At 59.7% G+C, this 12,505-nt stretch carries 16 protein-coding genes; 10 read left to right on the top strand and 6 right to left on the bottom strand.

Features of this window, described 5'->3' with window-relative positions:
• Nucleotides 1-70 precede the first annotated feature (70 nt).
• From IFT66_RS09860 to IFT66_RS09870, 3 genes are all read right to left on the bottom strand, one after another.
• Complete coding sequence (locus IFT66_RS09860) at nt 71-598, bottom strand: DUF4142 domain-containing protein (protein ID WP_249406415.1); 528 nt, start codon at nt 596-598, stop codon at nt 71-73.
• 11 nt (nt 599-609) lie between these two features.
• On the bottom strand, nt 610-1,662 hold the full coding sequence (locus IFT66_RS09865; RefSeq protein WP_199864802.1) for an alpha/beta hydrolase: 1,053 nt from the start codon (nt 1,660-1,662) through the stop codon (nt 610-612).
• Between the two features lie 262 nt (nt 1,663-1,924).
• Complete coding sequence (locus IFT66_RS09870; RefSeq protein ID WP_062582523.1) at nt 1,925-2,356, bottom strand: organic hydroperoxide resistance protein; 432 nt, start codon at nt 2,354-2,356, stop codon at nt 1,925-1,927.
• Nucleotides 2,357-2,483: 127 nt separating this feature from the next.
• On the opposite strand from IFT66_RS09870, the gene IFT66_RS09875 reads away from it, so the two are divergent.
• Together IFT66_RS09875 and IFT66_RS09880 are read left to right on the top strand one after the other, a co-directional pair.
• Nucleotides 2,484-2,945: a MarR family winged helix-turn-helix transcriptional regulator gene (locus IFT66_RS09875; RefSeq protein WP_082472002.1), complete on the top strand. Its 462-nt coding sequence runs from the start codon at nt 2,484-2,486 to the stop codon at nt 2,943-2,945.
• A gap of 113 nt (nt 2,946-3,058) precedes the next feature.
• Nucleotides 3,059-3,868 (top strand): formate/nitrite transporter family protein, encoded by an 810-nt coding sequence (locus tag IFT66_RS09880; protein WP_192077504.1) that lies wholly within the window; start codon nt 3,059-3,061, stop codon nt 3,866-3,868.
• Nucleotides 3,869-3,875: 7 nt separating this feature from the next.
• Here the strand turns inward: IFT66_RS09880 and IFT66_RS09885 are convergent, their stop codons facing one another.
• Nucleotides 3,876-4,916, bottom strand: a complete 1,041-nt coding sequence (locus IFT66_RS09885) for a phosphatidylglycerol lysyltransferase domain-containing protein (RefSeq protein ID WP_192077505.1) — start codon at nt 4,914-4,916, stop codon at nt 3,876-3,878.
• Between the two features lie 142 nt (nt 4,917-5,058).
• On the opposite strand from IFT66_RS09885, the gene IFT66_RS09890 reads away from it, so the two are divergent.
• The 7 genes from IFT66_RS09890 to IFT66_RS09920 all read left to right on the top strand — a co-directional run bounded on the left by IFT66_RS09890 (nt 5,059) and on the right by IFT66_RS09920 (nt 10,718).
• Nucleotides 5,059-6,219, top strand: a complete 1,161-nt coding sequence (locus IFT66_RS09890; RefSeq protein WP_092659990.1) for a flavin-containing monooxygenase — start codon at nt 5,059-5,061, stop codon at nt 6,217-6,219.
• Nucleotides 6,220-6,335: 116 nt separating this feature from the next.
• Nucleotides 6,336-6,518, top strand: a complete 183-nt coding sequence (locus tag IFT66_RS09895; RefSeq protein WP_062582515.1) for a hypothetical protein — start codon at nt 6,336-6,338, stop codon at nt 6,516-6,518.
• Between the two features lie 14 nt (nt 6,519-6,532).
• Nucleotides 6,533-7,057 carry a GXWXG domain-containing protein gene (locus tag IFT66_RS09900; RefSeq protein WP_062582513.1) on the top strand — a complete coding sequence of 175 codons (525 nt, stop codon included), beginning with the start codon at nt 6,533-6,535 and terminating at the stop codon, nt 7,055-7,057.
• Nucleotides 7,058-7,168: 111 nt separating this feature from the next.
• Nucleotides 7,169-7,570, top strand: a complete 402-nt coding sequence (locus IFT66_RS09905; RefSeq protein WP_092659988.1) for a DUF2177 family protein — start codon at nt 7,169-7,171, stop codon at nt 7,568-7,570.
• Between the two features lie 270 nt (nt 7,571-7,840).
• Nucleotides 7,841-9,214, top strand: coding sequence for a PAS domain-containing protein (locus IFT66_RS09910; RefSeq protein WP_207105882.1), 1,374 nt, complete (start codon nt 7,841-7,843; stop codon nt 9,212-9,214).
• Nucleotides 9,214-9,585: a response regulator gene (locus tag IFT66_RS09915; protein WP_062455024.1), complete on the top strand. Its 372-nt coding sequence runs from the start codon at nt 9,214-9,216 to the stop codon at nt 9,583-9,585. Before IFT66_RS09910 ends, IFT66_RS09915 begins: the two co-directional genes overlap by 1 nt.
• 41 nt (nt 9,586-9,626) lie before the next feature.
• Nucleotides 9,627-10,718, top strand: a complete 1,092-nt coding sequence (locus IFT66_RS09920; protein WP_245341542.1) for a sensor histidine kinase — start codon at nt 9,627-9,629, stop codon at nt 10,716-10,718.
• Nucleotides 10,719-10,768: 50 nt separating this feature from the next.
• Here IFT66_RS09920 and IFT66_RS09925 read toward each other — a convergent pair whose 3' ends face one another.
• Complete coding sequence (locus IFT66_RS09925) at nt 10,769-11,185, bottom strand: nuclear transport factor 2 family protein (protein WP_174196267.1); 417 nt, start codon at nt 11,183-11,185, stop codon at nt 10,769-10,771.
• A gap of 47 nt (nt 11,186-11,232) precedes the next feature.
• Here IFT66_RS09925 and IFT66_RS09930 point away from each other — a divergent pair, with 47 nt between their 5' ends.
• Nucleotides 11,233-11,652: a GFA family protein gene (locus IFT66_RS09930; RefSeq protein ID WP_446737898.1), complete on the top strand. Its 420-nt coding sequence runs from the start codon at nt 11,233-11,235 to the stop codon at nt 11,650-11,652.
• 23 nt (nt 11,653-11,675) lie between these two features.
• Here IFT66_RS09930 and IFT66_RS09935 read toward each other — a convergent pair whose 3' ends face one another.
• Nucleotides 11,676-12,473, bottom strand: coding sequence for an alpha/beta hydrolase (locus IFT66_RS09935; RefSeq protein ID WP_249406416.1), 798 nt, complete (start codon nt 12,471-12,473; stop codon nt 11,676-11,678).
• Nucleotides 12,474-12,505: the final 32 nt, after the last annotated feature.

The following is a 12,505-nucleotide window of genomic DNA, read 5'->3' on the forward strand; positions in this document are numbered from 1 at the left end:
GCGGCCATAGTTTCAAACGTCTCGACATTCGCCCGGCCTGCTGAGACGCAGGCTCCAGATGCTGCCCGCCTCAGTGAGCCGCGACGAGCTTCGTCACGTGCATCTTGTGCATTTCAAGCTCCGGCAGAGTTTTGGCCGCGAACTCCTTGACCGCCGCATCGTCACCGCCCTTGGCATAGGTCGCAAACAAGCTGACCGCTTCCATATGCGCTGTTGCCTGCATGTCGATATAGAGCGGCTCGAAGTCCTGGTCAGAAGCACCCTTCAGCATTTCAAGCATGGCCGCGTGCTTTGGCGACATAACCGGTGCCTCGTCTCCAAGCTTGGCCGCCTTTTTGAGGTCTTCGCCCGCCATCGTATGATCCTTGATCATCTCTGACGCGAACTTCTTCACGTCGGCATCCTTGGCCTTTTGTTCGGCGAGCTTGCTCGACTCGATCTCGAAGGCGTTGGAGCTGGTGACGGCTTTGACGAAGGAAGCCTTGTCGACGTTGAACGCGGCCGCGGCCTTGTCGGCGCTGGCAGGCTCTGCCGCAAAGCTTGCCGAGGACATCAGAAGCGAGAGCGATACGAGCGAGGCTGAAATCATCTTGTTCATAGGGGCTCTCCTTACTTGGCTTTGTCGAAGGCTGCGGTGAGATCGGCGACCGCGAGATCCAGTGCCTGCTTGGCTTCCGGAACGACCTTGCCCATGCCGAAGAACTCGTGTGTCACGCCGTTATAGGTCTTGGTATTCACCGGAACGCCGGCGTCCTTGAGCTTGGACGCATAGGTTTCACCGTCGGACCGCAGCGGATCGATCTGGGCGAGGATCACGGTTGCCGGAGCAACGCCTGCAAGGTCCGAGCGACCGTTGAGGTTAATGCGCGGGTCCTTGGTCTCATCCATGGACGTGACCGTGTTCTTGACGAACCATTCCATATCGGCCTTGCCGAGCGGCTTGGCATTGGCATTTTCCTTGTAGGACGACGTTTCCATGTCGTTGCCGGCGACCGGATAGACGAGAAGCTGGTGAACCGGCTGCTTCGCCTTCATCTCCTTGGCCATCAGGGCGACGTTGGCCGCGAGGTTGCCGCCGGCGCTTTCGCCTGCAACCGCGATCTTGTCGGAGTTGCCGTTCATGTCGTGAATGTTCTCGACAACCCACTTATACGCCGTCCAGGCATCGTTATGAGCAGCCGGGAACTTGTGCTCGGGCGCATGACGATACTCAACCGATACGACGATGGCTTTAGCGCCGAGCGAAAGGGCGCGCGGTGCGCCGTCATAGACGTTGATGTCGGCAACCACCCAGCCACCGCCGTGATAGTAGACGACGACGGGGAACGGACCCTTGCCGGCCGGCATGTAGACGCGCGCGGCGATACCGCCTTCAGCCGTCGGAATGGTGATGTCCTTGGTGGTCACCTGCGCTTCGGGATTGGACGACAGGCGCTTTTCCCACTGGACAGCCTTCGCAGCATCGGCAGGGCTTGCCTGTGTGCGAGCTTCCGGAACGCTCAAGCTCGAAAACGGCTTGGCGTCTAGCGCACCAAGCTTGTCGAGCACGGCCTGCATATCTGTGGTGGGTTTTGCCATCTCCTGCGCAAACGACGGGGCGGCAAGCGGGGCGGCCATTACCAGTGCGAGAGGAAGTGCTTTCGCAAACATTGAGGACTTCATGTTGGGTCTCCGGTTTAGATGGCTAGCTAACCGGGACGATGGCCTTATGTTCCAGATAATGTTGTTTTTTCAGATACTAATCTACAGATGCTGATTTTCGGCGGACACCGCTTGCGGGATGCGGCGACGGCGAGTTGCGGCCAAAACCGACAGGCGACCGTTGCCGGCCGCCTGCGATAGTTGTCAGATAGATTTACTGGTGGGCGGCGTTATTCCAGAGCCGTCCATCACATTTTCCCAATCGAACGACTTCCGTTTTCGATCAGGTGCGGATCGTAAAATCGACGTCGACGCTTGCCTTGATCGCGTTGGAATACGGGCAGATGTCGTGGGTTACCTCGACGAGCTTCTGTGCGTCGGCTTCCGACATACCCGGCAGATAAACATCCAGGGCAGCGGTGATGCCAAAGCCACCTTCCGAGCGCGGGCCAATGCCGACGGTTGCATCAACGGTCGAACCATCCGGAACCTTGGTCTTCAGCTGCGTAGCGCCGACGCGCAGGGCGCCGAGGAAGCAGGCCGAATATCCAAGTGCAAACAGCTTCTCCGGATTGGCGCCATCACCACCGGGGCCACCGAGTTCCTTCGGCACGACCAGCTGCAGTTCTAGCGTCCCGTCGGAAAGCGCCGTCTTGCCGTCACGGCCACCGCCGGATGCAGTTGCGCTGGTCTTGTACTTCGCGTCGACAGACATAGTCTTCTCCTGGGTTGGGGCGGATCAATTTTCTTAATTCGCAACTCAATTGCACGCCATTGATATCGCGCTCGGCAGTGCATGTCAATTGCTTGCAATTACCTTGCGCACAATATAGATTGCGCTAATGACAGATATTCCTGAAAAACCGGCATCGGTCGAACTCGACCAAATGCTGTGCTTCGCCGTCTATAGAGCCGAACAGGCCTTCAACCGGGTCTACCGGACTGCGCTGGCGCCGACGGGGCTGACCTATCCGCAGTTTCTCACGATGAAGCTTCTGTGGAGCGAGGGCAGCCTTTCCGTGGGCGAGATCTCGCTAAGGCTCGGCGTCGATTCCGGCACGACCACGCCATTGATCAAGCGGCTTTCGCTGATGGGTCTCGTGACAAAGATGCGCAGGGACGACGACGAGCGCCGCGTCGATATCTACCTGACGGAAAAAGGCCGCGCCCTGCAGGAGAAGTCGGACGCCGTGACGAAGTGCATCGTTGATGCCGTCGGCATGGATCAGCCTCAAGTCAACGCGACCTTGGCGACCATAAACGCTCTCAGCGCGAAACTGAGTGGAACCACGTCCGACCTCTAAGGACGCAGGCGCACGACACCCTCCTCAAAACAGGCTCACGGGATCGTGCCCTTCCCGGATCCGTCAACTGTCTCATCTACGTCCTCGCCGGACACGATCGACAGGAGGATGTCATGTCGGACACCAATTCACTGCCGCCACCGCCCGACCTTTGCGAGACGGTCTTTTCTGCCTGCGAGGACAAAGCCGGCCTTCCCCTCAGTAAGATGATCATTCTCGGCATGCTTGCCGGCATTTACATCGGCTTCGGTGGACTGTTTGCGACGGTGGCACTGGCTGGCGCCGACAGCCTTCCCTTCGGCGTCGCGCAGATCCTCGCCGGCACGGTGTTTTCGCTTGGCCTCGCACTGGTGATGATCGCCGGCGCGGAATTGTTTACCGGCAACACACTGATGATCGGTCCGGTGGTTGCCGGACGGATCCCCGCTGGACGGGCGGCGGGGGCGTTGACGACTGTCTATCTGGCCAACTTCGCCGGTTCGATTGCGCTTGCTGTCGTCGCGGTTTTCGCCGGCTTGCATGAGGCCGGCGACGGAGCGGTCGGTCGCGCGGCATTCAAGCTTGCTGAAACGAAGACTGCCAAGGGGTTCGCAACAACGCTTGCAAGCGGCATCCTTGCCAACACGCTTGTCTGTCTCGGTGTCTGGCTGGCCTATGCGGGCCATACGGTCACGCAGAAGATTTTCGGTCTGCTTCTGCCGGTCGCAGCGTTCGTCGCGGCAGGCTTCGAGCACTCCATCGCCAACATGTATCTGCTGACCTATGCCACTCTCGTCCAGGGCATGCTTGAACCCTCGACGGCGCTGTTGGGCATCAGCGACATCTTCGGCAACTTGCTGCCGGCAACGATCGGGAATGTGATCGGCGGAGCCTTCGTGGCCCTCGCCTATTCTGCGGCTTACGGAAAGCCGGCTAAGAAGTGACCTCGGCTCAGAGGGTCTTGAGCAGTCTCAAAAGAGCAAGCATTTCCAGAGGGCTGCGACGCTTGAAGGCGATGTAGGTCGGCTCTTCGGCGCCATGGAACCGGCGCTTGAATGCCGCCTGTCCCTGCAGGTTGAAGATCCTCTTGTTGATGGCCGGCGACTTGTAGGCATATTCGAACCTGCCGCGCCAGAACGCGCTTTCCGCAAACCCGCTTGTCGTGATCGCCGCAAGGGGCGAAAGCCCAAGCGTCACCAGCGACCTGCCCTCTTCCCTGAAGCGGTCCGTCGCAAACTTCGTCAGACCGATCTCGGCATGCGGGGTCGTCCCCGTCTTCTTCCGCTTGAACGTGGACGTGTATCCCGTCACCTGCCCCGCATCGAAAATCGGATCGAAATCGAGCACGGCGATCGTTTCGCCTTGCGGATCGAGGATCAGGAACCGGCGCATATGCGCCGACAGCTCGGCTTTGAACGGCCTGTTCAGGAAACACATTTCCCGCCGACGGACGATGCGGCCAGCGCGCCATTCTTCGGAAACGGCCTTGATCTGGTCGGGCCTAGCCAGACTGCCGTCACACTCGACAATCCGGTAACCGTTCTTCACCAGCCACCGCTCGGAATAGCGGACCGTCTCGTTCTTCTTTCCGGCAAACGAATGCTCATTAAGCACGAGACGAGTATCGACGCCCATCTGATTGATCCGGTAGCCGAGCCGAGACAGTGTCTCTGCCGTCTGCCGGCCGATCTGCACGAAACAGGGACGTTCGGCCGCTGCGACGAAATCGGACACGTACCGGGCACGATCGGCCTTGTCGGCGACAGGATCGCCCAGGGCAAACATGTGCCCCATCTTCGTCGCGTAGGCGATATATCCCTTGTCGTCGCCGAAGTGGCTGAGGTTCTTCTGAACCGCCGTCGAATACGCCAGCGAGAAGTCGCCGTGTTGCCGGCAAAGCTCCATCCTGCGTTCATCTGACAACTGAGCGGACGCGAGATGCGGAAGGCCACGGTCAAGAACCGAGTCGATGTACCCGCGGAGGCCTGCCATACGATTTTCCTCAAAGTCGATGTCCGCACTTTTGGCACGCGCGTCTTACGGTACATAGAGATATTCTAAACTGGGAGGGCATCTCCCCGCTGTTTCAGGATTGGGTGTTGCAGCAGCGCATGTTTTTCAGCATTGTCTGGCCATGAATCTGCCCGCTGAGCCTCTCCAAATCGAAGATGTCGTGGTCATTGGTGCCGGGCTTTCTGGAATGACCGCCGCCTATGAGCTGGGAAGGCGCGGCATCCGCGCCCGAATCATTGCCCGTGAAGAGCAGGTCGGATCGACCTGGCGCAAGCGCCATCCGCAGCTCTCTCTCAACACGCATCGCGACATTTCCCACATGCCGGGGCTGCAATACCCGAGCGGAACCTCGGCTTTTCCAAAACGCGACGTGGTGGCCGAGCATCTGGCACAGTTTGCCCGTGACAACGCCCTTGATATTGAACACGGCGTTTCGGTTGAGGCGTTGAGCAGACGCGACGGCGTCTTCCATCTTGCAACATCCGCTGGTCCGGTTTTGTGCCGCAACGTCGTGGTCGCCACAGGACGCGATGGCGATCCGTGGCAACCTCTGTTCAAGGGTGCGGAAAACTTCGGCGGACAAAGCATACACGCTTGCGACTTCGGGGATGCGAAGCAGTACCGGGGAAAGCGGGTGCTGATCGTCGGCGCCGGCAATTCGGGGTTCGACATTGCCAATCACCTGGCGAAGGTCGATCTGGCCGACTGCTGGTTTTCCGTTCGCACCGGTTCATCGGTTCTTCCCAAGCGTTTGTTCGGCGTGGCCGTCCATAAATTCTCGCCATGGCTGGCACGTCTTCCCACGCCTTTGGTCGATATCGCGATCTCGCTGACGGAACGCATGGCCTTCGGGGATCTGACCAAGCTCGGGTTTCCCAGATCATCGCACAAGGCCGCAACGCGGCTTGCCCGCGATCATGTGGCGATCCCGGTGGATGACGGCGCTATCAAGGCCGTACGTGAAGGCCGCATCAAGGTTGTCGGCGAAGTTGTCGAATTCACGCAAGCCGGCACCGTTCTGCACAAGAACGGCGTGGTGACAGCCCCGGATGTGATCATCTACGCGACCGGTTACGGCGCGCACCATCAATCGCTTCTTGGCGAGCTGGCCATCGAGAACGGTCACGTCCCATCCCCGAGCGGCCCTGATATTCCGGGCCTCTGGTTCATCGGTATGACGCCGGGCCTTATCAGCTATTTTCACAATGCCAGAGAAGAAGCAGTCGAGATGGCCGCCGCGATGCGATCGCGCTTGGACACGGACGCGCGCTCAGGCCGTTGACACAGAGTTTTGCCAACCGGTGATGCGGCGGACAACGGCCCCATGGAACATTTTGCCGTGCCCACCCATTCCTGACTGAGCCTCTACAGTCTTGTAGCAGCCGAATGGGAGATATCATGGACGATAACAAGAACGCTCAGGAAGCCGTCGAAGAAACTGGCAAGAAAGCGCCGGCGACATCGGATAGCCCCGCCGCCGGTCCGCACGCCAAGCCTGAACTGATGGATGAGAGCAAGACGCCTGGCACAGGCTCGTTGCCGGATACGGATGACGAGAGCGTTTCGCCGGGCGGCGGCTGAGGACCGCGAAAATAATGACAAAAAGCCCAGCGCAGGCATTGCAGGATGAAAGCGCCGAGTGGTTCGCGTCCCTTGAGCCGGTCAGGCCTCAAGACATGGTCGGCCTGTGGAGAGGCCGAGGCCACCCGTCCGGCCATCCGCTCGATGGCGTCCTTGAAAACCTGCGCTGGTTCGGAAAGCGCTTCCATCCGGACGGGCGGGCTGATGCGCTGCTGTTTGAAGGCGCACCGGGCAGGTTGGTTGCAGTCGACCCGAAAGTGTTTCCCATCCGGTGGGCGATCCGGCTTGCAAGGTTCGGCCGCACCTCGAGCGCCGTGAACCTGTTTTCCCACATACGCCCGCGCGTGCGCGCAAAATCCACCACCGCATCCCTGGAAAACAGGATGGATCGCGACGTGTTGACTGCTGCGATGGTCTACGACCAGCAACCGATTACCGACATGTTCCGGCGGATCTCCGATACAGAGATCGCAGGCAAGATGATCGTCGAAGGCGACCCACGCCGGTATTATTTCCGTCTCGAGAAAGTCGTCGATTGACCGCTGCGCAAACGGTCCTCGCCGCTTGCGATCACAACCACATTGGTCGGGCGGAACAAGGTGAACAACACAGGGTTATCTCTGCACTTCAACCCTGATGTGGAACGCCTCATGAAATCTCTCGCCATTGCCTATGTGGCTACTCTCGTTTCCTTTCTCGCAATCGACGCTGTGTGGCTCGGCCTTGTTGCCGGCAAGATGTACCGGGAAAAACTCGGCGACCTCATGCTTCCCTCTCCCAATCTCGGGATCGCTGCGATCTTCTACCTCTTCTTCGCGGTTGCGATCGTCATCCTGGCGGTAAAACCAGGTCTCGATGGAGGGTCCTTGTGGGTTGCGATCGGATGTGGCGCATTGCTCGGTCTGGCCGCCTACGGCACCTATGACATCACCAATCTCTCGACGCTGAAAAACTGGCCGGCCTCGCTTGTCGTCATCGACATGATCTGGGGAACAGTCCTGACGGGCATCGCCAGCGCCTGCGGTTACATCGCCGCCCGCTCCATGAGCTGAGCTTGATCCGCTCAGTCCGCCCCCGTACGAAGCAGCTCCGTCGTTGCTCCCTGCTTCCCAGCCATTGGAAGCAGGGGAAAGTTATGATTTATGAGCGGCCGTAGAAGACTCTTCTAGCACTTGGAACAAACGACCGGTAACCGCGTTGCTGTGCGCGCGCTGATGAAGGACGGTAAGGAATTGACGCTGGAAACCAATCCAGAGTGTCGAAATCTATTCGACGTATATGACTGGGAATCCTCAGATATCGGCCCGAAGGATCGCTGGGCCGTGGAGTTGCGGACTCTGGTGAACGTCATGCTCGGGTCGCTGCAACCGATGCTGATCGTGTGGGGCCCTTCACAGACCACGCTCTACAACGACGGCTACGCCGAAATGTGCGGCAAGCGGCACCCGGCCGCATTCGGAAAACCCTTCGGCGAACTGTGGCACGACATCTGGGATCAGGTGGAGCCGATCATTTCTACAGCCTATGCCGGACAAGGTACGTCGATGGACGATATCGAGTTCGTCATGCATCGCAACGGCGTTCCCGAAGAAACACATTTCGCCTTTTCCTACACGCCGGTCCGAGACCCCTGGGGAACGGTGCTGGGAATGTTCTGCGCCTGCACCGAGCAGACATCGACCGTGGCGGCACGAAACGCCGAACGGACTCTGCGGGAGCGCTTCGAGCAGGTCTTCGAGCTCAGCCCCGGCGGTATCGCCATGCTGACCGGACCCAATCACGTCTTTGAATACGCCAACGAAGTGTACTACTCGATGATCGGCAGCGGCCGCGACATCATCGGCAAGACCGTCGCCGAGGCCGTGTCGGAAGTGGTCCGCCAGGGTTACATCGACATCCTCGACAGAGTTTACCAGACGGGCGAACCCTTCGTTGCGAAAAACCTTCGGATCGAATTGAACAGAGGAACCGCCGGCGAAAAGCAGGACCGGGTCATCGATCTCGCCTATCAGCCCATGGTGGAGGACGACGGCAAGGTCATCGGCATTCTCGTTCAGGCAATCGATGTCACGGAGCTTCGAGCGGAGGAGGAAAAACAGGCACAGCTGTCGCATGAACTGGGGCACCGCCTGAAAAACCAGCTTGCAATGGTGCAGGCGATCGCATCGCAAACGCTTAGAAATTCGACAGACCTCGCCAGCGCCAGAGTCCGCCTTTCGGACCGGATCGCCGTCCTCAGCGCCGCCCACGATACCATTCTGCTAGGCGGTATGGGCGCCTCGACTGTCACGCAGCTCGTCGACAAGATGACGTCCCTTCATGACGACCCTGCAAATCCCCGCATCACCGTTACAGGCACGAATATCAAGGTCGGCTCGCGCCCTTCCCTCTCTCTCTCGTTGATCCTGCACGAGCTGGCGACGAATGCGGTCAAATACGGAGCCCTTTCGCTTCCGGACGGGCGGGTCAATATCCAGTGGAAGATCGCCGGCCCGAAATCGGATCGTTTTGAACTCATCTGGACCGAGACAGGCGGGCCGCCGGTGCAACAACCCGAAGGCCCCGGTTCCGGTTTGCGTCTGATCAATGCCGGGCTTAACGGGACCGCAGACAGTACCGTCGCCTTCACATTCCAGCCTTCAGGTCTCACCTTCCGAATTGACGCAGACCTCCAGGGTTTCCAGCAGGAACATTGATGAAACATCATCCCATCCTCGTGGTCGAAGACGACGGCCTGATCCGCATGGATCTGGCGGACGTCCTCAGCGACAGCGGCTTCGATGTGGTCGAAGCCGCCAATGCCGATCAGGCGCTTGCGCTTCTGGAGGCCGGCATTCCGGTCAAGGCGATGCTGACGGATATCGACATGCCGGGATCGATGAACGGCATCAAACTCGCAAACCTGACGGCTTCGCGGTGGCCGGAATGCAGAATCATCGTCATCTCTGGACGTTTCTCGCCCGATCAGGGTAGTTTGCCGCAGGGAGCACGCTTCCTGTCGAAACCGATCTCGGAACGCCAGCTCAGCGTCGCGCTCTTCGAATTGGGATTATCTTCAACGATCTGAATGAGGTACATCGAGATCGCCCACCGCGAAAGAACCACGAGATGACAAGACCTCTGTCCAATATTGGCAACGGCCGGATGGCGAGGCTGACGGCTGAATACGACTGGTCGCCAACATCGCTGGGACCGATTTCGTCATGGTCCGAAGCGCTGACCTCTGTCATCGAAATGATGCTGGGCCAAAAGCATGCGATCTGCGTGTTCTGGGGGGAGCAACTCAACATCCTCTATAACGATGCCTACGCACCGCTTCTGGGCGCAAAGGAAGCCGGCGCCCTCGGTCAGCCTGCCAAACAGGTCTGGTCGGAAATCTGGCCGGATATCGAGCCTTTCGTCAACCAGGCGCTGTCGGGAGATGGAACCTGGGCCGAGGAACTTCCTCTGACGATGCGGCGCAACGGATACGACGAAGAGACCTTCTGGACCTTTTCCTACAGCCCGCTCTACGAGAAGGGCGAGATCAAGGGCATGATCAACATCGCCCTCGACGCAACGCCGGGAGTGCTCGCCCGCAGGAACCAGCGCGCATTGCAGCGCGAGCTGGTACACCGCGTCAAGAATACGCTTGCGGTAACAGCCGCGGTCGTTTCCTCGACGCTGCGTCAGGCAAGCAGCCTCGACCAGGCAAGGGCCACCGTCTCGGACCGGATCGCCGCGCTTGGGAGCGCGCAGGAACTTCTGCACGATTCTGCCGACAACACCCCCGTCCGGGGGATCGTCGAGGCAGCCCTTGCAGCGCATCTCGATCGGTCCGATCGTGCGGTGATCTCCGGGCCGGACCTCTACGTGGCATCGCAGCAGGCGATCGGACTCTCGCTCGCGGTCTACGAACTTGCGACAAACGCCGTGAAATACGGCGCCTTATCCACAGAGACCGGGCGGATCGGAATTTCGTGGGAAGTCACAGCGGACGGGACGTTCCATCTGGTCTGGCAGGAAACCGGAGGCCCACCCGTAATGGCTCCGGCCAGGACGGGATTTGGATCACGGCTGACCAACAAGATCGTGCCCGCGTATTTTGAAGGCGAAGGCAAGACCCTCTACAATTTCGACGGCGTGCGGTTCGAGCTTCATGGCAAGATCCAGACCGGGCGCCTGAACAGCGCCCGGGAGAACGCTGCCGCCCTGGTCTGACGGGGCTTCGGCAAACGGGATTTGGCCGCGATGACGATCTCGACATAAAGTCAGGCGGGCTCAACGTCGCTCGGCGTTGCATCCACCGCACGGGTATCGACTTTGGCGACAAGCTCGCGAGGATCGAAATAGGCCCGGAACGACTTGATCTTTTCGCCATCGCTTTCGAGAACGCTGACGCCTGAATAGGCCACGGACTGCCCCTCGACAACCGCGTCACTGCGCCATTCGAGTATGGCGACGCCATCGGTTTCGACGACGTTGATGAATTCGGACTCGATCGTCGAAAACGCGGCGCGATAGGCAGTCCAGAATGTCTGTGCGGCTCCCGACTCGGCTGAATCATGGATCGACAACGGGTTGGACAGGACAGCATCGTCGCGGAACAGGCGGGCGATAGTATCGACGTCGCTGGACTTTTCCAGACGATGAAGGGCAGCGATGAAATTGTCGGCCAGTTGGGTCATATCGGTTCCTTCTTGGATCTTGCAATTTGAACCAGCACCGGACGATGATGTTCCAGACAAAGACGAAGCGCATTCCGGAGGAGGTCGTCATGACGGTCGTGCGAAAGGGTGGATGCCTCTGCGGCAAGGTGACATTCAGTGTGTCGGGCGAACCCACGCGGGTTGGGCTCTGTCACTGTACCGACTGCCGTCAGGAGAGCGGATCGGCTTTCACCTATTTCGGCATCTGGCCTGCTCATGCTTTCTTGAGTGAAGGAACGACGGCCGAACATGGGGGACGGCGCTTCTGTCCGTCTTGCGGTTCACGGCTTTTCGTCTGCGACGAGCACGAAGCCGAGGTCAAGCTCGGAAGCCTGCGCGACGCGCCTTCGGGTATCGTGCCGACCTACGAACTCTGGATCAAACGACGGGAGCGATGGCTTGTCGCGCTGCCGGACGCGGAGCAGTTTGACGAGGACCGACCTTAGCGGGCAGTGCCCCGCGCCTGTTGCTAGCGATCAAACCGGTCGCGCAGAAAAAGCACGGCTTGCCTCGCCTCTTCGGACGAGATCGTGTGCCCGACCTGGGGATAGAGTTTCAAAGTAACGTCGTAACCCGCGCCCCGCAGCTGGCCGGCGGCGGCAACGGATGCCACGGACGGGATCGTCTGATCCGCCTCGCCATGCATCAGAAGAACCGGTATCTTCGAGGCCGAGGCCTTGGGCGGCAGCGGCAACAGGCCGGCGATACTGATGACTGCGCCGACCTTCCAGCGCCCGGAGGACACGGCGTCCAGCGCCATGATTGCACCCTGAGACACGCCGACAAAGGCGACACTTTCCAGATCACCTTTGAAACCTTCGCGTTCGACGATGCCGGCCATCAGCTTGTCGAAAGCCTTTCTCGCGCCCTCAATACGGTCCGGCCGCAGCACCTGATCGTCGACCGCAAACCACTGACGACCGCCGGACCGATGCGCAAACGGCGCATCCGGCGCGACGAACCGCGTGTCCGTCAGGCTTGACTGCCAGGAACTGCCGATGGCCGCCATGACCGAACCGGAGCCTCTGATGCCGTGCAGGAAAATCACCAGACGACGCGGTTTCGTTTGAGAGGTTTTGATGGCAACGGCTCCTTTCGCCTGATCGACAAGAGGGACGCCCGCCTCGATCGGCCCTGCAACCGGTTTTGGCGCGCGCAGGTCAGCGCGCGTTCCTGAGGCATCCAGGGCATGAGCCGGGCTGGACAGAAGCATCATCAAGAAGATGGATGCAGATGTGAACGGGACGGCGAAGTTCAGGCGCGGCATGGGTATTCCTGATTGATCTCCCCCGAAACCAC

Source organism: Rhizobium sp. CFBP 13726 (assembly GCF_014841925.1).
GTDB classification, from domain to species: Bacteria; Pseudomonadota; Alphaproteobacteria; order Rhizobiales; family Rhizobiaceae; genus Neorhizobium; species Neorhizobium soli.